17 protein-coding genes are annotated in these 19,855 nt (G+C 69.7%); 5 read left to right on the top strand and 12 right to left on the bottom strand.

Annotated elements, in window-relative coordinates; translation table 11 throughout:
- The first annotated feature begins 27 nt into the window (after positions 1-27).
- A complete protein-coding gene (locus LTV02_RS36695; RefSeq protein WP_233036108.1) occupies positions 28-540 on the top strand; it encodes a hypothetical protein in 513 nt (170 codons plus the stop codon).
- A 4-nt stretch (positions 541-544) separates the two neighbouring features.
- Here the strand turns inward: LTV02_RS36695 and LTV02_RS36690 are convergent, their stop codons facing one another.
- The gene (locus LTV02_RS36690; RefSeq protein WP_233036107.1) at positions 545-1,978 is read right to left on the bottom strand and encodes an ROK family transcriptional regulator; all 1,434 of its coding nucleotides are present in this window, start codon (positions 1,976-1,978) and stop codon (positions 545-547) included.
- A 268-nt stretch (positions 1,979-2,246) separates the two neighbouring features.
- Here LTV02_RS36690 and LTV02_RS36685 point away from each other — a divergent pair, with 268 nt between their 5' ends.
- Both LTV02_RS36685 and LTV02_RS36680 read left to right on the top strand, forming a co-directional pair.
- Positions 2,247-3,815 carry a carboxylesterase/lipase family protein gene (locus tag LTV02_RS36685; RefSeq protein ID WP_233036106.1) on the top strand — a complete coding sequence of 523 codons (1,569 nt, stop codon included), beginning with the start codon at positions 2,247-2,249 and terminating at the stop codon, positions 3,813-3,815.
- A gap of 50 nt (positions 3,816-3,865) precedes the next feature.
- Positions 3,866-4,561 (top strand): chymotrypsin family serine protease, encoded by a 696-nt coding sequence (locus LTV02_RS36680; RefSeq protein ID WP_084535128.1) that lies wholly within the window; start codon positions 3,866-3,868, stop codon positions 4,559-4,561.
- An 11-nt stretch (positions 4,562-4,572) separates the two neighbouring features.
- On the opposite strand, the gene LTV02_RS36675 is transcribed toward LTV02_RS36680, so the two are convergent.
- From LTV02_RS36675 to LTV02_RS36630, 10 genes are all read right to left on the bottom strand, one after another.
- A complete protein-coding gene (locus tag LTV02_RS36675) occupies positions 4,573-5,631 on the bottom strand; it encodes an aminotransferase class V-fold PLP-dependent enzyme (protein ID WP_233036105.1) in 1,059 nt (352 codons plus the stop codon).
- A 77-nt stretch (positions 5,632-5,708) separates the two neighbouring features.
- Positions 5,709-7,211, bottom strand: a complete 1,503-nt coding sequence (locus tag LTV02_RS36670) for a flavin-containing monooxygenase (protein WP_233036104.1) — start codon at positions 7,209-7,211, stop codon at positions 5,709-5,711.
- A gap of 106 nt (positions 7,212-7,317) precedes the next feature.
- Complete coding sequence (locus LTV02_RS36665; RefSeq protein ID WP_233036103.1) at positions 7,318-8,325, bottom strand: AurF N-oxygenase family protein; 1,008 nt, start codon at positions 8,323-8,325, stop codon at positions 7,318-7,320.
- Between the two features lie 99 nt (positions 8,326-8,424).
- A complete protein-coding gene (locus LTV02_RS36660) occupies positions 8,425-9,807 on the bottom strand; it encodes a hypothetical protein (protein WP_233036102.1) in 1,383 nt (460 codons plus the stop codon).
- A gap of 13 nt (positions 9,808-9,820) precedes the next feature.
- Positions 9,821-10,654 carry an ABC transporter permease gene (locus LTV02_RS36655; protein ID WP_233036101.1) on the bottom strand — a complete coding sequence of 278 codons (834 nt, stop codon included), beginning with the start codon at positions 10,652-10,654 and terminating at the stop codon, positions 9,821-9,823.
- Positions 10,651-11,604 (bottom strand): ATP-binding cassette domain-containing protein, encoded by a 954-nt coding sequence (locus LTV02_RS36650; protein WP_233036100.1) that lies wholly within the window; start codon positions 11,602-11,604, stop codon positions 10,651-10,653. Before LTV02_RS36650 ends, LTV02_RS36655 begins: the two co-directional genes overlap by 4 nt.
- Complete coding sequence (locus LTV02_RS36645; protein WP_233036099.1) at positions 11,601-13,049, bottom strand: glycosyltransferase; 1,449 nt, start codon at positions 13,047-13,049, stop codon at positions 11,601-11,603. The genes LTV02_RS36650 and LTV02_RS36645 overlap by 4 nt, the downstream gene beginning before the upstream one ends.
- Before the next feature lie 3 nt (positions 13,050-13,052).
- The gene (locus LTV02_RS36640) at positions 13,053-14,591 is read right to left on the bottom strand and encodes a condensation domain-containing protein (protein ID WP_233036098.1); all 1,539 of its coding nucleotides are present in this window, start codon (positions 14,589-14,591) and stop codon (positions 13,053-13,055) included.
- Between the two features lie 154 nt (positions 14,592-14,745).
- Positions 14,746-15,144 (bottom strand): hypothetical protein, encoded by a 399-nt coding sequence (locus LTV02_RS36635; RefSeq protein ID WP_233036097.1) that lies wholly within the window; start codon positions 15,142-15,144, stop codon positions 14,746-14,748.
- Positions 15,145-15,506: 362 nt separating this feature from the next.
- On the bottom strand, positions 15,507-15,713 hold the full coding sequence (locus tag LTV02_RS36630; RefSeq protein WP_233036096.1) for a hypothetical protein: 207 nt from the start codon (positions 15,711-15,713) through the stop codon (positions 15,507-15,509).
- Between the two features lie 142 nt (positions 15,714-15,855).
- On the opposite strand from LTV02_RS36630, the gene LTV02_RS36625 reads away from it, so the two are divergent.
- On the top strand, positions 15,856-16,632 hold the full coding sequence (locus tag LTV02_RS36625) for a Mut7-C ubiquitin/RNAse domain-containing protein (RefSeq protein ID WP_233036095.1): 777 nt from the start codon (positions 15,856-15,858) through the stop codon (positions 16,630-16,632).
- A 107-nt stretch (positions 16,633-16,739) separates the two neighbouring features.
- Positions 16,740-17,981: an MFS transporter gene (locus LTV02_RS36620; protein ID WP_233036094.1), complete on the top strand. Its 1,242-nt coding sequence runs from the start codon at positions 16,740-16,742 to the stop codon at positions 17,979-17,981.
- A gap of 27 nt (positions 17,982-18,008) precedes the next feature.
- On the opposite strand, the gene LTV02_RS36615 is transcribed toward LTV02_RS36620, so the two are convergent.
- On the bottom strand, positions 18,009-19,685 hold the full coding sequence (locus LTV02_RS36615; RefSeq protein ID WP_233036093.1) for a cutinase family protein: 1,677 nt from the start codon (positions 19,683-19,685) through the stop codon (positions 18,009-18,011).
- Positions 19,686-19,855 lie beyond the last annotated feature (170 nt).

The following is a 19,855-nucleotide window of genomic DNA, read 5'->3' as shown; positions in this document are numbered from 1 at the left end:
TTCCGAGATCCCGGGGAGGACGATCTCATGGACCCGCGCCGATCCAGTTTGACCGGCACCGTCACCGGTACCCGAACACCACTGGAAATGCCTGTCCTGCAACCTTGCTGGTTCATCTTCGCGGCAGCGGCACTGATGCTCGAGGGCATCCCGCCGCTGTCGCGGGCGATAATGGCGGTGACGGCGGGAGGGGTGGCCGTCACCGCCATCCTCGTCCACCTGGCGGCGCGCCTCGTCCCGCATCCGCTCACCGCCCGTTTCGCGCTCGTCCGCCGCCGCACCGGGCTGCGCCTGCACGTCACCGACGACACCGGGGCGCTCTGGACACTGCATTTCCTGCCCTGGCTCCCGCACGATCTGCATCCCGGCGACCCCGCTTTCGCCGAAGGCCGTCAGACCGCCGACCGCGAGTTCCGGGCCCTCACCCTCACCAATATCCGCACCGGCAATCGGCATCTCAGCCGGCACGCCATGGCCTGGCTGACCGCCGCCACCTGCCTGGTCCTGGTGGCGCTGCTGCTCGCCACCCCGATCGCCTGAACTGTCAGCCGAGCGGCAGCGACGGCACCACCGCCGGATCGGAAAGCACAGCGCGCCTGGCGAACTCGCCCGCCCCCAGCAGAATGGCATCCGCACCGAGTACGGCCGGCACGACTTCCAACCGCAACCCCGGCACCAATGCCCGCCGCCCCGACAAGCTCAGCTCCATCGCGGGCAGCAGCCACGGAAACCATTGCGCCAGTGCGCCGCCGAGTACTACCGCATCCACATCGAGCAACGAGCTGATCGACTGCACCGCCGCCCCGAGCGCGCGCCCCGCCACCTCCGCGGCCCCCACGGCCCGCTCGTCCCCCGCTTCGAGCAATGCCATCAGCTCCCCGGATGCCGCGAATACGCCCTTGTCCCGCAGCACTTCCCGCAATCCGGCCGCCCCGAGCACCGCCTCCGGTCCGGCGTACACCACGAGGCAGCCGCGCGCCCCGCACACGCATTCGGGCCCGTCCAGCCCCACCGGCATGTGCCCGGGTTCGCCCGCCACCCCGTGACTGCCGATCTCGATGCGCCCGTCCGTCACCACGCCGCCGCCGATGCCGGTCCCGGCCTCGATCAGCACCACCCGCTCCCGCCCCCGCCCGCGCGCATGGAACTCGGCCAGCGCCGCCGCGTTTCCGTCGTTCACCACCTCCACCGCACACCCCAGCCCGGGCAGCCGCGCGGTGATCAACTCCCCCAGCCGAACCGGCCGCAGCCACCCGAAATCCGGTGCCACCACCACGGTTCGCGCGCTGTCGTCCCGCACCGGCCCGGCCATGGCGACCACCACGCGCACGACCACCGGCGCCCCGGAGACAGCCTCCGCCGCATCGGATTCCGGGACCGCCGCCGCATCGGCGCCACCGGCGCCGGCGGTGGTCCGGCGCGCGACCCGAGCCGAGCCGTCCGGCGCCGAACCGGCGACCGGGTCCGCCGATCCAGTTCTCGCACCCGAATCGGGACCGACCGGTCGCACGATGCGGCTCTGCTGGCGCATCGGCTCGGCCGGCTCGACGGTGGCTGCAACCGCACGCCCGAGGAGGGCGGCGATCGCATCGGCCATATCGCCGGGTGCGATCGGAGCCCGCAGGGGTTCGGCGGCGTCCCAGCGCGTCGTGCCCGCGAGGTCGGCGGCGCGGACGCGGAGGTGGTCGGCGCTGATCTGGACGGCGAGAGTGAGGGCGCGGGCGGGGTTGAGCCGGACCGGCCGGCCGGGGCGACCCCGGGTGCCGCTGCGCTGGGCGGCGTCCTCCCGAAGCAGGCCGCGGTCCATGAGGTCGGCGACGAGGGCCGTGACAGAGCCGTGCGCCAGGCCGGTGGAGGCGGCGATCTCGGTGCGGGCGCAGGGGCCGTGGTCGGCGACGTGCCGCAGGACCGAGCCGAGGTTGCGGCGGCGGACGGCGGCCGCGTCCGCGGGTGCGACGGAGGATTCGCCGGCGGTCATAGCGAGACCGGGTCCGGCAGAACAACGAAAGCGCCAGGGCCGTCGGCACCCGGGCTGCTGGTCACTGGCCCGCGTACGACAGCGCCACTTGCCACCCGCCCGCGCGCAATTACGCCACCTGGGACCGGGCCGCGCGTTATCGGGCAGCACGTGACCGGGTTCCGCGGCGTGACCGTCCGCTGGGCGGCGGCTGATGCGCGGCGGAGAATCCGGGCCGGTTGAGGAGTCATTGGGTAGAGATTATGCTGGCGGTGATTTTTTTCAACTGTTGACATATATAAACATCGAGGTCGGAATGGGCGCGGAGAAGATCGGGCGGCGGTCGCTGCTGCTGGGAGCGGGGGCGCTGGCTTTGGCCGCGGCTTGCTCCACCAAGTCGGAGGCGGGGACGCAGGCGGATGTCGTTTCCACTACCCATGGGCCGGTTCGGGGGGTGCGGCGGGAGACGGGGTTCGCGTTCCTGGGGATTCCGTTCGCCGCGCCGCCGGTCGGGGCGTTGCGGTTCGCGGCGCCGGTGGCGCCGACGCCGTGGCGGGAGACCCTGGATTGCGTGAAATACGGGCCTACGGCACAGCGGAAGCAGTTGGCGGAGGTGACCGCTATTCCGGAGCCGACCATTCCGGGGGACGGGATCCTGAATTTGAACGTGTTCACGCCGGAGACTTCGCGGGACGCGAAACTGCCCGTGCTGGTGTGGATTCACGGCGGCGGGTTCGTGGCGGGGTGTTCGGCGAGTCCCTGGTACGACGGGGCGGCGTTCAATCGCGATGGGGTCGTGGTGGTTTCGGTCGGGTACCGGCTGGGGATCGAAGGGTTCCTGCACCTGGAGGATGCCCCGGACAACCGCGCGGTGCTGGACTGGATCGCCGCCCTGCAATGGGTGCGCGACAATATCGCGGCGTTCGGCGGGGATCCGGCGAAGGTGACGGTGGCGGGGCAGTCGGCGGGCGGCGGAGCGCTGTGGGCGCTGATGGGTACGCCCGCGGCGAAAGGGCTTTTCCGGGCGGGCATTTCGGAGTCGGGCGCGATGTCGCAACCGAACGACCGGGCAACGGCAATGGCCATGTCGGCGCTGTTCACCAAGCGCACGGGACTGCCCGCCACGGCGGCGGCCATGAAAGATCTCGGCCGGGACCAGATCCAGGCCCTGGAGGACAAACTGCGCGCCGCCGGACCGGACAGTTCACCGGCACTGCTGCTGGGGCTCGCGCCATGGGCCGACGGCACCCTGATTCCACAGTCCAGCACCGACATGGTGAAAAACAGTGCCGCCGTGGACGTTCCACTACTCCTCGGCTTCACCACGCAGGAGTTCAACGGCGCCGCGCTGAGCGGCGACACCCCACCGGTCACCGACGCCACCCTGCCGATGGCGCTGGCCGCCATGGGTTTCGACGCCGCCGGCTTCCAGGCCGCCTACCCGGGCCAGAGCGCGGCGGAACTGTCCGGCCAGGCGCAGAGCGACGCCCTGCTGCGCGCCCCGGCCTACCGGGTCGCCGAGGCCCGCGCCGGCCGCGATCAGCCGACCTGGCTCTACGAGTTCGCCTGGCGATCGCAGGCCCCGGAGTACCGCGGCATGGCCTTCCACTGCCTCGATGTCCCCTTCGCCTTCGATCTGCTGAAGGCCGACGGGGTGACCAAGATCGCCGGCCCCAATCCCCCGCAGTCGCTGGCCGACGCCATCCACAAATCCTGGGTGTCCTTCATAAGCAACGGGGACCCGGGAGCCGCCTGGCCTCGCTACACTCTCGACCGGCGCGAGGCCATGATCTGGGCCGATGTACCGAGCGTCCAGTCCGATCCGTATGCCGCGCAGCGGCCGGTCTGGCTGCGCTGAGCAGGAGAGCTACCGTGTAGTTACACAACGAGACGGATGGGTGGTTGGGCATGCTCGAATCGCACCGCTGGATCGCACCGGCCGCGGTGATCATCGCGCTGGGGCTGTCCGCACCATCGGCCCAGGCCGAGCCGGGCACGAAGATCCCGCTCGGCGGCGGGTCGGGCATCGTGCTCGGCGGCAGCACCAAGTGCAGTCTCACCACCATCGGCTACGACGGCGCGGGCCGCCTGGTCGGTTTCACCGCCGGGCATTGCGCGGAGGCCGGTACGCCGGTCGCGGGCGAGCAGTTCCGGGACGCCGGCGTGGTGGGCGTGGTCCGCGCCGCCGACGAGCAGCTCGACTACGCCGTCATCGAATTCGATCCCGCCCTGGTCGATCCGCTGCGCACGGTCGGCGGCACCACCATCGCCGGCACCGCGCCGACCCCGGACGCCTGGGATGTGGTGTGCCAGAACGGCCGCACCAGCGGGCATTCCTGCGGCGCGGTGCTGGCCTCCAGCCCGGTCGGCGTGATCGAACAGGCCTGTTCCAGCTACGGCGATTCCGGCGGCCCGCTGACGGTGGGCGATCGCCTGGTCGGCATGGTGTCCGCGCCGCTCATCAACGACACCAGGGCTTTCCGGTTCAGCTGCACCAGCCAGTACAACCCCTTCCACTCCCCCGTCATCGGCATCTCCTTCGAGGCGGTGCGGGCGGCGGTGGACGCGGGCAAGGGCATCGGGTCGGGATTCCAGCCGATCTGAGCCGGAATCCCTTATCCGGCAAGCACATCCAGGGCGCGGTCGATATCTTCCTCGGTGTTGTAGAGGTGACAGGCCAGCCGCAACCGGCCCGCCCGGATGGAGCCGATCACCCGCGCCGCCCGCAGCCGCTCCAGCGCCTCGGCCCCGACCGCGGTGGCCACGATGCTCGAATTCCCTTCGGGCAGGCCGAGTCCCTTGCGCAGCCGGTTCGCCAGCGCGACATCATGGCGCCGAATGTTCTCGATGCCGATGGATTCGATCAGCTCCAGCGAAACGCGCAACCCGATCCACGCCGACCAGGCCGGTGACACATCGAAGCGGCGCGCGTCCGCGGCCAAGCGCAGTGGCGCGTCGTAGCAGGTCTCCCACGGGTTGTATCCGGCATACCAGCCCGCGGCGACCGGCCGCAGCGTGTCGAGCGCCGCATCGGTACCGGCAAGGAACGCACTGCCTTTCGACGCGAGCAGCCACTTGTAGCCGACGCCCACCACCCAGTCCGCACCGGTCGCGTGCACCGGATACCAGCCCGCCGCCTGACTCAGATCGAACAGCACCCGCGCACCCACCGCCCGCGCGGCCGCGACCACCGCGGGTATATCGGCGATGGCACCGTCCGCCGACTGCACGACGGCGGCCGCCACCAGCGCGTCCCCGGGCCGCACCGCGGCGGCCAGTCCGGCCAGCGGCACCGTCCGCACCTCCAGGTCCGGCCGCGCCAGGAACGGCCACACCACCGAGGCGAATTCCCCTTCCGGCAGCAGTACTTTCGCGCCCGCCGGCAGGCTGTCGGCGATCACCCCGACCAGCTGCGACACCTGCGCGCCGATGGCGATCTGCCGCGCCTGGAACCCGGTCAACCGGCCGATCGACGCCCGGCAGTCGGCCACCACGGCATCCACCGCCGGAATCTCGAACTCACCGGTCACCCGCTGCCGGTCCGCGCGTTCCAGCACCTGGGCGGTGGTGATCGGCATGAGCCCGCAGCTGGCCGCGTTCAGATACGTCACGGTGGGGCCGAATGCCGCGCGCACATGATCCGGGAGCGGGGTGGGGAGCGATTCGACAGTCATCACCCCATGCTGCGCGCCGCCTCGCGCATGCGAAAGGGCCAGCGGCAGCGCCACTGGCCCGTTCTCGTGGAATCAGCTCAGGCGGAGCGGGATTCGGCGTCCACCGGGGCCGCACTCCGCGCGGTGCGGCCGAACCGGAGGATGCCGTCCTCGATCGCTTCCTTGCGGAGCATGGTGCGATCGCGGAAGTAATTGTTGATCACGAGCCACGGCCCGCGGGTGCCCTGACGCGGCATGACGCCGTCGCCGCGCTGGATGTAACCGGAGGTCAGCGCGCCGCCCATGAGCGAGGCCTCGGAGCGATCGCCTTCCTCGGGAATCGCGACGACATTGGTGTATCCCTTGTCGCGCATCAGGTTCAGGATGCGGCAGAAGTACTCCGCGGCCAGATCGGCCTTCAGGGTCCAGGAGGCGTTGGTGTAGCCGAGGATGACCATCATGTTCGGCACGGTGCCCAGCAGTGCGCCCTTGTAGGCCACCAGATCCCGGGTGGCGAGGGTTTCGCCGTCCACCTCGAGCGTCGAGCCGCCGAGCATCTGCACGTTCAGCCCGGTCGCGCTGATCACGATGTCGGCCTGCAGCTCCTCGCCGGAGGACAGCCGGATCCCGTGCTCGGTGAAGGTCTCGATGGTGTCGGTGGCGATGGACGCCTTACCGCTGCGCAGCACCCGGAACAGATCGCCGTTGGGCACCACGCACAGCCGCTGATCCCACGGGTTGTAGCTGGGCGTGAAATGCCGCATGTCGATGTGCTTGCCGACCTGCGCCCGCACCGCCGCCAGCATGAGCTTGGCCGACAGCTTCGGATTGGTCCGCGAGAGCTGGTAACTCGCGCGCTGCAGGGCGATATTGCGGGCCCGGCCGGCCTTGTAGGCGATGGCGGCGGGCACCTTCGCCAGCTTCAGCCCGACCGCGACCGGGTCGTCGGCGGGCAGCGCGGCGATGTAGGTGGGCGAGCGCTGCAGCATGGTGACGTGCGCGGCGTCCTTGCTCATGGACGGGATCAGCGTGATGGCGGTGGCGCCGGAACCGATGACCACCACCCGCTTACCGGTGTAGTCGAGGTCCTCGGGCCAGTGCTGCGGGTGCACGATCCGGCCCTGGAACTTCTCCTCGCCGGGGAAGTCCGGGCGGTAGCCCTTGTCGTAGTCGTAGTAGCCGGTGCAGCCGACGAGGAAGTTCGCGGTGTAGGTCTCGGTCTTGCCGGTGCGCTCGTCGTGCGCTTCGACCGTCCACCGGTTCTGTGCGCTGGACCAGCTCGACTTCACGACCTTGCGGCCGAAGCGGATGTGGTCGGTGACGCCGTATTCCTTGGCGGTGTCCTCGACGTACTGCCGGATGTGCGGGCCGTCGGCCAGCACCTTGGTGCCGATCCACGGCCGGAAGCCGTAGCCGAAGGTGTACATGTCCGAGTCGGAGCGAATGCCGGGGTACTTGAACAGATCCCAGGTCCCGCCGATGGCGGTGCGGCGTTCCAGAATGAGGTAGCTGCGCCCGGTCTGCTCCCGGGTCAGGTGGCAGGCCATGCCGATACCGGACAGGCCCGCGCCGATGATCAGTACGTCGACATGCCGCGTCATTGGGGGTACTCGCTTCACTGGTCGCGCGTCCGGACACCGGCGTCCGGACGCGACCAAGATTACATGTGATCTGAAGTTACGTCTACATCGGGCGGGCGCACCCTGGTCAGGCGGCGCGGACCTGCCCGGGACGATCCGGTTCCGAGCGGTAGCGGGTGCTCGGGCCGTCGATGCCGAGCACCTTCCAGACCCGCTTCGAGACCGGGTTCATCAGGCCGATGCGCTTGGCCAGCGCGCGCACGTCGCCATAGAAACCGGCGAAGGTCTCCTTGGATTCGGGCAGCCCGAAGAACACGTCCTTGCGCACCTCGCGCGGGATGCCGAACTCCCGGAAGAACGCGCGCGGCGGGACGATGATCGCCCGCCCGCCGATCCACATGACGATCGGGAAGGCCAGCGAGAGCACGAACTTGCTCAGCGGATCCGCCTGCGGCACATGATGTTCCAGGAACTCGTGCGCGAAGGAGATGTGCCGCGCCTCCTCGGCGATGTGAATCGCCATGACCCCGCGCATGATCGGGTGAATATCCTCGTTCGCCCGCAGGATCGCCTTCTGGATATGGTCGATCGGCTCCTCGCCGGACAGCACGGCGGTGAAGAACAGATTCGGGAACAGCGCGGCCAGCGGCGGCACGATATAGGTGAGCTGCTTGAGGATCGGCCCCATGCCGGGCACGTCGATGCCGATGCGGTTCACCATCTCCTGGAACATCAGGGTGTGATTGCACTCCTCGATGACCTCGTGGGTGCAGTACCGGAATTCGGCGTCGCCATTGGGCAGCTTGAAGGTGTGCTGCACCATGCCGCCGATGAGCAGGGTCTCGAACTGGAGGCCGACCTTGGCGATATTGGCCTGCCGCCAGAGCCCGATGGCGATCTTGCGGGCCTGCGACTGGGCCTGATACCAGGGGTGGCGCGCGAACATGTCGCCGGACTCGGGGAGAATCCAGCGCGGATCGTCGGCGCGCACCTCGAAATCGGGGTGGTCCCAATCGATATCGGTGAACGGGTCGAAATGCTTGTCGACCGAGCCCTGGGACAGCAGCATGAGCTTGTCGGCGTACTGCCGCGCGAGCGCGAGCACGGGATCTGTGGTCACGGATGCTGACACCATTGTCAGACCCTCCTCAGGTGTGGCGAAGGTTACTGTACCTCATGGTTACACCTAAATTGGCCGGGCGTCAACAACGATCTCCGATCGAACCGGTGCCGGTCAGGTCCAGAAAACCGGCCGCAAACCCCAGGCGTCGAACTCCGCGGTGACCAGTTCGCGCAGCGCGGCGCGGGTCGGGAAGCGGTCCGGGTCCGCCCCGGTGATCGCCAGGATGACGGTTTCGCCGTCGCTGGACCAGGACAGATTCAGGCCGACCTCGATGCGGCGGAAGGTGGCGGCCGGTCCGGTGCAGACCACCGGGCGCATGAGCACCGAGCGGGCGCGCACGCCGGCGATGGTGGCCACGCCCTGACCGGTCTCGCCGAGATTGGTGCACAGGCATTCCGGGGCCTTGGCGGTGCGGGAGAACCAGGCCAGTACGGGTTTGGGCAGCAGCATCTGGACGGGTTGCAGGTGTTGCAGGGCCGGAGTGGTGGCGGGATCGCGGTAGGCGGCGGCGGCCTGTTTGACGGCGGTGCGCACCTGGCGCAGATCGGTGCGGTCGCCCTTGCGGTAGGCGACGGCGATGGGCAGGCCGGTGGTGGCATTGCCGCGCGGGTCGTCCGGTGTGCGCAGCGAATGCGGGATGTCGACGCGGACGGTCGCGCCGTCGTCGATGCGTTCGCTGCGGCCCAGCAGGCCGACCGCGACGCCGACCATCAGGCCGTTGGCGGTGCCGTCGTGGGCGGCGGCCACCGCATTCCATTCGGACAGGGCGACTTCCACCACCAGGTCGGCGGGGGTGTACTCGGGGCCGACGGGTAGTTCGGGGTCGGCCGGGCGGGGATTGCGCGCCGGTTCCTGGACGCCGCGGGCGGCTATCGCGGCGCGAATGCCCTTGGCGGCGGCGACCAGCTGGCCGCGGGCGTCCGCGGCGTGGGCGCGGTAGCGGGCCAGCGTCCAATCGAGCAGACCGCCGCCGGAAGCCTCGAATCCCGGAACGTCGCCGATCAGGCGGCCCGAACTGTGCGCCACCGATGGCCGCGCGCCCGAATCCAGTTGCCGCAGTGCGTCGCCCACCGCGTACAGCACCGCGCCGCCGTCCGCACCGACATGGGAGGTCACCAGCGACAGCAGCGTGCCGCCATCGGCGGTCGGCGCGGCGGACAACCGCCACACCAGTCCGGCGGCGGGGTCGAAATCCACGCGGCTCTGTGCCCGGTACCAGTCCAGCACGCCGTCCTCCTCCACCGGAAGTTCCTGGTAGACAAGCGGAATCGCTCTGCCGGACCAGGTCCACCAGGGCCGGGCGATCGGGACAGCCGTGCGTTCGACCCGGCGGGACAGGAAGCCGTGCGTCAGGTGGGCGTGGAAGCGTTGCAGGACTTCCCGGTCCAGGGGCTCGTCGAAACGCCAGGCGAGCTGGTTGACCAGGGCATTGCCGTAGAGGGAGTGCAGTTTCAGGAACAGGTCGTCGTCGGCGGTGATCCGATTGATGGCCATGCGAATGCTCCGATCAGCGGGCGCGCAGGGTGCGGACGGTCAAGGGGGCGAACACGATCGCGACGAGCAGGGCCGCCCCGGCCGACCAGGCGAAGTCGGAGCCGAGGGTGCCGTGGTCGGCCAGCGTGCGCACTGCCGCCACCAGATGCGAGACGGGGTTGTAGTCCGAGACGTGGCGCAGCCAGGTCGGCATGGCCTCGACGGGGACCAGGGCATTGGAGGCGAAGGAGAGGAAGGTGAGCACCAGCATCGACATGCCCTGTACGGCAGCGGGTCTGGCGATCGTGACGCCGATGAAGGCGAAGATCCAGCTCATGGCGGTGGTGGCCAGTACGACCAGGCCCGCGCCGGCGATCAGGCCGAAGGGGTGGTCGGGGCGATAACCCATGCCGAATCCGACCAGCAGGACCATGAGCGCGGCGATCACGTATCGGGTGGCGCCGGCCAGCAATGCGCCTGTCACGGAAGCGGATCGGGCGATCGGCATGGAGGTGAAGCGGTCGAAGACGCCCGAGCGGATGTCCTCCGACAGCTGTACGCCGGTGGCCACCGAGGAGGTCAGCACGATCTGCACCAGCACGCCCGGCACCAGGGTCGGCAGGTAGGCGTGCAGGCTGCCCGCGATGGCGGTGCCGAACACATTGCCGAACAGCAGCGGGCCGATGATGGGCAGCAGCACGGCGTCGTAGAGCAGTTGCGGGCTGTGCCGGAAGGTCAGCATGCCGCGCTTGGCCATGATCAGCGATTGACGCAGGGCGGCGCGCGGGCCCACGTGAATCACGGTGGGGCGGCGTTCGATTCGTGGCACCGGCTGGACCGCGAGGGGCGATTCGGCGAGCACGGTCATGTCAGCCTCCGGTCGGCGTGCTGGGTGAGGGTCAGGAATACCGAGTTGAGGTCGGGCCGGTCGACGGCGAAGCCCCGCAGCCGGATGCCGCTGGTGCGGCAGGCCGCCACGACTTCGGCGGCGATATCGCTGTCGCGCAGGGGGATCGCGAGCGTGGCGGGCGTATCCCCATGCAATGGCGTGACGCCGGTGATCCGCTCCACGGCCGCGTCGGCGAGCGCCCGCTGTCCCGGATCGGCGAGGTCGATGCGCAGCATCTCCTCCCCCACCGACGATTTCAGCTGGCTCGCCGTACCCTCGGCCACCACCCGGCCGTGGTCGATGACGGCGATCCGGTCGGCCAGCGCGTCGGCTTCTTCCAGGTACTGGGTGGTGAGCAGGATGGTCGCCCCGCGATCGACCAGCGCGCGCACCACCGACCACATGCGCTCCCGAGTGTGCGGATCCAGCCCGGTGGTCGGCTCGTCCAGGAAGATCAAGGGCGGCAACGTGATCAGCGTGGCCGCAAGATCCAGCCGCCGCCGCATCCCGCCGGAGAACGTGGCCACCCGCCGCTTGGCGGCACCGGTCAGCTCGAACTCCTCGAGCAGTTCCTCGGCCCGCCGATTCGCGGCCCGCCGGGTCATCCCCAGCAGCTGGCCGAACAACCGCAGGTTCTCCACCGCCGTGAGGTTCTCGTCGACAGCCGCGTACTGCCCGGTCAGCCCGATCATCGACCGCACCGCCGTGGCATCGCGCACCACGTCGTAACCGAACACCGTGGCGTTCCCGCTGTCCGGCCGCAGCAGCGTGGCCAGCATCCGCACGGTGGTCGTCTTCCCGGCTCCGTTCGGCCCCAGCAACCCGAACACCGTGCCCGCCTCGATCGTCAGATCGACGCCGTCCACGGCCGTGGTGCTGCCGAAAGTCTTACCCAGACCCCGGGTTTCGATGGCGATCTCAGCCGTCATCGGATCTCTCCAATCTTGCTCGGCGAATCGCCCGTGAAGGCAATGGATTCCACGACGGCGGCAGCCCGTGCCACCCCGTCGTCCCGAAAACGCATGCCGTACGCGGCGGCCCGCAATACCAGCTCCGGCTCCGTGGCCCGCCGCAACGCCCTTTCCAACCGCTCCCCCGTCAGCCGGGCGAACGGCAATGCCACACCCAGCCCGAGCTTTTCGAGCTGCCGCCCCCAATAGGGCTGATCGGCCTGTACCGAACAGATCACCGACGGCACCCCCGCCCGCAGCGCCGCCGCCGTCGTCCCGGCCCCGCCGTGATGGACGGCCACCGCACACCGAGGCAGCACCGCCTGATGATCGACCTGAGTCACCACGGCGACATCGCCCTCGATCCCACCGCGGAACATGTTCCCCGCCAGCAGCAGTCGCATCCCCCGCCGCTCACAGACCTCCCGCAACATCCGCGCGGTAGCGGCCGGATCGGCCACCGGCATGGACCCGAACCCGGCATAGACCGGCGCACTGCCCGCCCCGAGCCATTGGTTCAACGCGGCATCCCCGGCAATCCCGCTGTCCGCCTCCACCACCGGGAATCCGGTGATGAACGCCTCCCCGAGCTCATTCGCCAACCCCGGAAAGAGCTCGGCGTCATACGCGTGCAGCACCGTACGGTCCGGCCGATCACCCCGGTGCCGGGTAACAGACCCGGGTGCGGCGCCCGTGGCCGCATCGCGCGGGCCGTCGTCGCGATGGGTGAGATCGAATTCGCCGACGCGGGTCAGGTTGCGGGCGACGGCCGGTATCGCCCCGAACAGCGCCCCCGGCCGCAGACCGGCCCACACCGCTCGCGGCGTCGGCATCGTCCACTCGAGCCGTTCGGCGCCCGCCCGCGGCGGCGCGAGCGCGGCACGCAGCGCGGCGATCTCAGGAGCCAACGCGGCGGCGCGGGCCTTGGTCAGCAACTGCCAGCCGAGCCGGTTCACAGCGGCGGGCAGGCGGGACGCCCATGCGGTAGGTAACACCGGCACCGCACCCGTGGGCCGGATCGGGAAGAAGTGCAAGGCCGCCAATGGGATTGCACGGTGCCGTGCCACTTCGGCTGCTGCCTCCTCACAGGCCATGCCGGTGACGACGATGTCAGCGGTGCGGGCGATGGGGAGCAGATCCAGTGCGGCTTCGGCGAAACCGCGGCGTTGCAGGTCCAAGACCGCTTGCAGGCGGTGCAGCGGGTTGCGGGCGGCGAAGCGCTCGTCGTCGCGCTGGGCGCGCAGCAGTTCGGCGCTGTCCAGGCCGAAGGGCGCGGCTTCGATGCCGTGCCCTTCGGCCAGGCCGACCAGATTCGGCGAGACCGCCAGGGTCACACGGTGGCCGCGCCGGATCAGCTCCTGTGCGAGCAGGATTCCCGGTTGGGCGTCACCGCGGCTGCCCGCGAAGGCCAGTAGGGCGTGCATGGCTCAGACCCGTGCCGGGGCGGGGCTCGGCTGCTCGACCGGGATCCGGTCGTCGGTGCCCAGAACGACGGCGGCGGGTGGGCATGGCGTGAGAGCGGCCGGGACCTGCCCCGCCGGGGTGGCGATCGGCGGCGCGGACTGCTCGTCCGTGGGCAGGCCGACGGTGAATTCCCGCATGGCGCGGGTGAATTCGGCTAGGAAGCGGTCCATTTCGGCGGCCGGGAAGGCGGCGGGGAAGCGGGTGGAGAGGCGGAGGCCGTCGGTGGCGCGGACTATCCAGAAGAAGACCTCGTCGCCGGAGTAGCACTCGGCGCGCAGAGTGTGGCCGCGCAGGGCTTCGACGAGTTGGTGATCGGGGAGGACGCGGATGTCGAGGAAGGAGATACCGAAGCGGGGGCGGTCGGTGCAGTCCAGGAGCTCGAGGGCGCGGGTCCAGGTGGTGTCGTTGGCGGCGCGGGAGCGGCGCAGTGCGGTGCGGGTGGATTCGAGGGAAGCGTCCGGGTCGAGATCGGGGGCCAGGGTGATGTCCAAGGGGACGACGTTCACGAACCAGCCCATGGATTCCAGCCACTTCAGATCGGGGCGGGTGGCGATGGGCATGATCGCGCGCATGGACAGATAGCCGAAAGTGCGGCGATAGGCGATGGCCAGGGCGGTGAACGCCGCCGTCGTCAGGCGATGGCCGCGCGCGGTGACGGCGTCCTCGATGCGTTCGAGTTCGGCCAGCTCCAGCAGTTTCCGCGAGACGCTGGTCTGCGGATCGGCGGAGGGGGCGTCGCTGCCGCGGGTGATGGCGGGTTCGAAACGCGGGAGCATACCGCCGGAACCGTCCAGAAAACGCTGCCACAGCTGCACTCCGGCGCAGGACGGGGTGAGCGCGGCGGCGGCCGCGCGTTCGTAGGCGGCGAAATCCGCGGCGCTGCCGAAGGTCACCGATTCGCGGGCCGCTTCCCCGGCCGCCACCGACCGGTACAGGGTGCGCAGTTCCAGGATCACGATGGCCTGCGAATAGGCGTCCATGACCGAATGGTCGGCGGCGATCAGCACGGTGAAGTCGGCGGTGTCGTGCTCGACGGTGGCGAGCAGGCAGTGCGGCCATTGCAGCGGCGACAACCGCAGTTCGAGGGCGTCGGTGAGATACGCGGTGAGCGCGGCGGGCGTGGTGACGCCGGGCACCGGCTCGTCGGTGACGGTCACCGCTTCCCCGGCGCACACCAGCCGGCCCGGTTCGCCCTCGATGCGATGGGCGAGCGTGGTGCGCAGTCCTTCGTGGCGAACGTGCCACAGCCGCACGGTTTCCCGCCACTGCTCGGGATGGAAAGGCGCGTCCATTTCGAAGATGGTGCCGATCCAGCGCCCGCGCCCGGGTCGCGGATCGGCGGCGTCGGCGCCCTGGCAATGCCGGACGTGGACGCTGGTGAGCGGGCGATCGTCCGGGGTCCAATCGTGGCCGGGGACGAGTTCCGGTCGCCACAGGGTCAATGCTCCCGGGCGCACGGCGAATTCGGACAGGTGGGTGTATTCCATCTCGACGGTCCTCATCGAATTTCGTGCCTACGGTTGGGCGTTCGAATTCCGTAAAGAAATCATCGTGCGCAGAATGATTGCGCTAGCGCCCATGAACCGTGCTGGCGAATTGGAAGTTAATAGCTGAGAGGTGCTGTTGCACCGGGAAACCCATCCGGCCTTCGACGGCCTATTTCGCACCCGCGGAACCGGATCCGGCCGCGGCGCTGCCGGTACCCAGCGCGGACGCCAGGGTGCCGCCCGCCTGCGCGGATCCGCTGGCCGCGCCGCTGCCGGTGCCGAGCAGGCCCAGCACCGATCCGGGACCGGGGATCAGGGAGCCCACCGAACCGGCGGCGGAACTGCCGGTGCCCAGCGCCCCGGCCACCCCGCCCGCGGTGGAACTGCCGGTGCCCAGTGCGGCGCTGCCGCTGCCGAGCTGTGGCAATACCGTCTGCGAACTGCCCGCGTCGGTGGGCGGCGCGGCGGCGTCGCCCACCTCCGCGGCGGTAGCCAGGCCCGGGACCGCGAGACTGATCGCGATTCCGGCGAGAACTGTTGCGGCACGGCTGAAAAAGGGTGCGTTCACGGCCTGAGTCCTTTCGAACCTGCATCAGGGAGTGCGCCGGAGCACGGCGACTTTCTGTTTTGAAGCGGGCAGGCCGAGGAGGAGTGCGGCTGGCGACGCTGCCGGGAATGGCACTCGACGGGTTTTACAACTCAGCTCCGTCGGTGGGTCGATTCGACCTGCGCAACTAGAAAATCACCAAAGTCAGATCCCCGCAACTCACAGGCTCGCAAACAAATGGTTAACGAAATGTTCTGCGGCTCTTCAATGTGCGCCAGGCCACGCACAGCTGAAATTCGACGTCAATTCACATTGTCCGGATCATCCGGAAAAACCCGTGGGAGGGATCGCCGGCGGCGATCCCTCCCACGACCGGGCGCGGATTACGAATCCGAGCGGGAATGGCTGCGCTGACCGCCCTTCTGCTTGGCCGCGGTCGGCTGGGCCTGAGCCCCCTTCCTGCCGGCCTCGCGCGGGTCGGCGCCGCGTGCGCTGCCGAAACTGCCGCTGCTCGCCTTCCCGCCCTTGCTGGCCTGCTCCGCGGTATCGGTCCGATTGCCGAATTGTCCGGAATTCTTGGGATCTGGCATGGCCGATCAATCCTTTCGCAGTAGCCGGGTGTTGCCGTGGGCCGCGACGTCGGCCCGTTCCTGGCTCTACCCGGACCGGCGCGGCCTAATCGCCGGGAAAACGAGTTGCCCGCCGGGCCTGGACTTTTGGCATGCTGGCTGGGTGAACGCTGGGGAGATCAGGGTCGCCGTCGCGCCGGAGTTGCAAGTGTTCGTCGGGCAGCGCGCGGCCGGGGCGGTGCGGGTGGACGGGGTGGCCGGCCTCGGACACGTGGTGGAGTCGCTGGGGGTGCCGCTCACCGAGGTGGGCGAGCTGCGGGTCGACGGCCGCACGGTCGGGCCGAGTCATGTGCCGGTCGGCGGGGAGGCCGTCACCGTGCTCGCGGTGGCCCGGCCGCTGGCCCTCGCGCAACCGCCGCGCTTCCTGCTCGACATCCACCTGGGCACGCTCGCCCGGCGGCTGCGGCTGCTCGGCATCGACGCCGCCTACGAGAACCCGGATATCGGCGACGCCGCGCTGGCCGCCCGCTCGGCCGCCGAGCAGCGGGTACTGCTCTCCCGCGACCGGGGCCTGTTGCGCCGCCGCGAAATCTACTCCGGCGCATACATTTACAGCCATCGTCCGGCCGAGCAGCTGGAGGACGTGCTGTCGCGTTTCGCCCCGCCGCTCACCCCGTGGACGCGCTGCACCTCCTGCAACGGGGTGCTGCGCCCGGCGGACAAGGAATCGGTGCGAGAGCTGTTGCCCGACAGCACCGGCCGCACCTACGACAGCTTCGCGCGCTGCGCCGATTGCGGCCAAACCTATTGGAAGGGAGCGCATCACGCCCGCCTGGACGAGATCGTGGCGCGGGCGCTGGCGGCCTACGGCGGGCAGCAGGCGCCGCCCGCCGGAGGGCGCGATTCCGGTGCGCCGGCGGCGTCCGGCCCATACGTTTGAGGGCAAGCCACGTGCCCGGCCGGTAGGTAATCTGCGGATTCCGAAGGGCCCGCAATCCGCGACCCTGCCAGAGGACACGTTGCCTCGCGTTCGATGAAGGGGCAAGGATGCCACGCACCACCCGGCTGACCATCGTGCTGCTTTTCGCGGCGTGGGTCGTCGACTACGTCGACCGGACGGTCATCAATTTCGCGCTGCCGTACATCGGCGAGGATCTGCGCCTCGATCACACCCAGCAGGGCCTGCTCGTTTCGGTCTTCTTCATTTCCTATGCCGCCGCGCAGGTGCCGGGCGGACTGCTCGCCGATCGCTACGGCGCGGTGCGGATCGGGGTGGTGGGCCTGATCGCGTGGTCGATCTTCACCGGATTGACCGCGGTGGCCTGGTCGTTCCTGGCGCTGCTGGCCATGCGATTCCTGTTCGGCCTGGTGCAGGGCGTGTTCCCGGCGGCGGCCATCAAGGCGCTGGCCGAGCGCAGCACCCCCGAACAGCGCACCACCGCCACCGGCTGGACCAATGCCTCGAACGCGGTGGGCATTCTGCTGGCCGCGGTCATCGCCAGCATCCTGCTGCCGACCGTCGGGTGGCGGGCCATGTTCGCGATCATCTCGGTGCTGGGCGTGGCGGTGATCCTGGCCTGGCGGCGCTGGATGCCGGAACCGTTGCCGCAGGACAGCGTCCATCCGACGGCCGGGGTGGACGCCGCCTCCCGGCGGCGGGTGCTGCTGTCGCCCGCGCTGCTCGGGTTCGCGGTCATCTTCTTCGGCTACGACGTGCTGGTGTGGGGCGTGACGGCGTGGCTGCCGACCTTCCTGCACGAGGATCGCGGGCTGTCGATGACGGTGGTGGCGATCGCGGCGGTGCCGTCCACGCTGGCGGCGGCGGCCGGGGTGGTGCTGGGCGCGCGGCTGTCGGATCGGCTGGGCGGGCATCCGCGGCTGCTGGTGGTGCCGGCCATGATGCTGACCTCGATACTGCTGTTCGTACTGCCGCGGGTCGGGTTCTTCCCGCTGTTCGTGCTCACCGGATCGGTGATGACGTTCCTGGCGGGGCTGGCGTTCATGCCCGCGTTCGCGGTTCCGCTGCGCGCGCTGCCGAGCAGCTATATCGGCGCGGCCACCGGCGTGATCATCTTCGGCGGGCAGCTGGCCGGGGTGCTCAGTCCGCTGCTGTTCGGCGTGGTCACCGATCACGCCTCGTACACGACGGCTTTCGAGTCCATGGCGATCGGCCCGGCGCTGAGCATCGTGGCCGCGCTGCTGGTGCCGCAGACCGCCGCGGCGTTCCGGGCCGCGACCGCGGCCCCGGAGCCGCGCCCAAATAGCGAACGGCCTTCCGTCCCCCGGTGAGCGGGACGGAAGGCCGTGTGACAGTTGCTATTTCGCGGCCGTCGTGGTGGCGGGCGCGGTGGTCGCCGGCACCGTCGTGGTGGTGGGTGCGGTGGTGGTCGGCTTGACCGCCTCCGGCGTGGTGGTGGCCGGGGCCACGGCTTCCACGGTGGTCGTCGGCGGGGCCGCGGCCGGGGTCGTGGTGTTCGGAGCCGTGGTCGTGGTCGGCGCGGTGGTCGTGGTGCCGCCCGGGGTGGTGGTGCCCGAGGTGGTGGTGCCGGGCTTGCCGGTGGTGGTGCTCGGCTGACCCGAGGAGCTGGCGGCCAGTGCGGCCTTCTCGGCGGGCTTGGTCGTGGTGGTGGTCTTCAGTTCCCCGGCCTGCGCCTTCTTGGCCAGTTCGGTCAGCCAGGCGGCGGCGTATTCGGCGGAGGTCAGCTGCTTGCCGTCCTCGGGCTTCGCGTCACGCCAGTAGTCGAAGTGATGGCCGGTGCCGTTGGGGCCCAGAGTCAGGTTGTACGGGTCGCTCAGGATGACCGGAATGGTGTTCTGGTTGGTGGTGATCAGCCCGATGATCTCGTTGAAGACCTTCTGCGGCAGGTAGGCCAGCGGCGACATGTTCTCGGCGGCAATGGAATCCGCCTGCTGGGTCTGCGGCTTGGATTCGCCCGGCTTGTAGTTCGGGTCCGAGACGCGCAGCAGCACCGACAGGAAGGTCTCGTCGGAGGCCATCCAGTTCTTCTGGGACTGGATGTCGGCGAACGCCTTCATGGCGATATTGGCGAGGTTGACCGCGACGTCCTGGCCGGTGACCGGGTTCAGCCCTTCCTTCTCCAGCTGGTCGGCATTGATCTGGCGGCCCACGTTCACCACCAGCTGCAGCAGCGAGATGTTCTTGGGCGCGGCGCAGGTGAGGTCGCCGTCGGAGCAGAAGGACGCGATCTTGCCGCCCAGTTTGCCGAACCCGCCGGAGTTGCCCGGCAGCGCACCCGAGCCGCTCGCCGAGCCGGTGCCGTTCTGGTACTTGGTATCGAAGTTGTCCGGGTTGCCGTACGGGTTCTTGGCCCCGATGAACGGCCCTTCGCCCTCGGAACGCCCCGAGTCGGCGAGGATGACGACGCCGACCACATCGTCGGGATTGACGGTCTCGTAGCGCCCGTTGGCGTCCGGCTCGCCATTGCCGATCTTCATGGCCACCCGGCGCACCACATCCGCGCCCTCGCTGTAGCCCACGATCGAGAACTTGGTGTTCGGGCAGGCCACCGAGATATCCCGCATGACCTGCTGGGTATTGGCGACACCGGTGTTCACGGCGTCCTCGTAGCTGGCCATGTTCGCCGGATAGGCGATGTAGACGGCCTGGTAGGAGTCCTCGCCCTCGGCGGCCCGCGGCGCATTGACCACCGGATCGAGCCACTGGCTGGAGTGATCCCCCGACACCGCGGCCGGCAGCTCGTTGCCGTTCGCGTCCACCAGCATCCTGGTGGTGCCCGCGACCGGAGTGTCACCGCGCCCCGCCACCGAAATGGTCACCATGTCATGGCATTCCGTCACCGAAGCGCGCAGAGCCGGGTCCGCGGTCTCGGTGGTGTGCGAGGCGGTCAACGACCACGACGCGGCCACGATGGTCGCCACGCCCAGCACCCCGAGTGCCGAAGCGGACGCCGTGATCTTCTTGTTTTTTGCCAGCAAGGCGCGTTGTCTCTGCACGAACTCGCCGAAAGCCATGCCCAGAACCCCATTCGAGAAAAAGCCGCAAGTGGATGGACAGGGCCCCGACGCCTGTCATGTCAGGGGAGACGTCGCACCCCGGCGCCCCGGCGTTACTCATGCGAACGACCCGCTACCCCCGAACAGCGCCCCCTCGGACCCCGAATCCCGGGAATCATCCCATGTCA

It is taken from the genome of Nocardia yamanashiensis (assembly GCF_021183565.1).
GTDB lineage: Bacteria > Actinomycetota > Actinomycetes > Mycobacteriales > Mycobacteriaceae > Nocardia > Nocardia yamanashiensis.
This window is presented reverse-complemented; position numbering and strand designations above follow the sequence as displayed.

Coding starts and splice junctions, on each gene's coding strand:
- LTV02_RS36695 (WP_233036108.1), top strand. CDS start 28: ATGGACCCGCGCCGATCCAGTTTGACCGGCACCGTCACCGGTACCCGA.
- LTV02_RS36690 (WP_233036107.1), bottom strand. CDS start 1,978: ATGACCGCCGGCGAATCCTCCGTCGCACCCGCGGACGCGGCCGCCGTC.
- LTV02_RS36680 (WP_084535128.1), top strand. CDS start 3,866: ATGCTCGAATCGCACCGCTGGATCGCACCGGCCGCGGTGATCATCGCG.
- LTV02_RS36675 (WP_233036105.1), bottom strand. CDS start 5,631: ATGACTGTCGAATCGCTCCCCACCCCGCTCCCGGATCATGTGCGCGCG.
- LTV02_RS36670 (WP_233036104.1), bottom strand. CDS start 7,211: ATGACGCGGCATGTCGACGTACTGATCATCGGCGCGGGCCTGTCCGGT.
- LTV02_RS36665 (WP_233036103.1), bottom strand. CDS start 8,325: ATGGTGTCAGCATCCGTGACCACAGATCCCGTGCTCGCGCTCGCGCGG.
- LTV02_RS36660 (WP_233036102.1), bottom strand. CDS start 9,807: ATGGCCATCAATCGGATCACCGCCGACGACGACCTGTTCCTGAAACTG.
- LTV02_RS36655 (WP_233036101.1), bottom strand. CDS start 10,654: ATGACCGTGCTCGCCGAATCGCCCCTCGCGGTCCAGCCGGTGCCACGA.
- LTV02_RS36650 (WP_233036100.1), bottom strand. CDS start 11,604: ATGACGGCTGAGATCGCCATCGAAACCCGGGGTCTGGGTAAGACTTTC.
- LTV02_RS36645 (WP_233036099.1), bottom strand. CDS start 13,049: ATGCACGCCCTACTGGCCTTCGCGGGCAGCCGCGGTGACGCCCAACCG.
- LTV02_RS36640 (WP_233036098.1), bottom strand. CDS start 14,591: ATGAGGACCGTCGAGATGGAATACACCCACCTGTCCGAATTCGCCGTG.
- LTV02_RS36630 (WP_233036096.1), bottom strand. CDS start 15,713: ATGCCAGATCCCAAGAATTCCGGACAATTCGGCAATCGGACCGATACC.
- LTV02_RS36620 (WP_233036094.1), top strand. CDS start 16,740: ATGCCACGCACCACCCGGCTGACCATCGTGCTGCTTTTCGCGGCGTGG.
- LTV02_RS36615 (WP_233036093.1), bottom strand. CDS start 19,685: ATGGCTTTCGGCGAGTTCGTGCAGAGACAACGCGCCTTGCTGGCAAAA.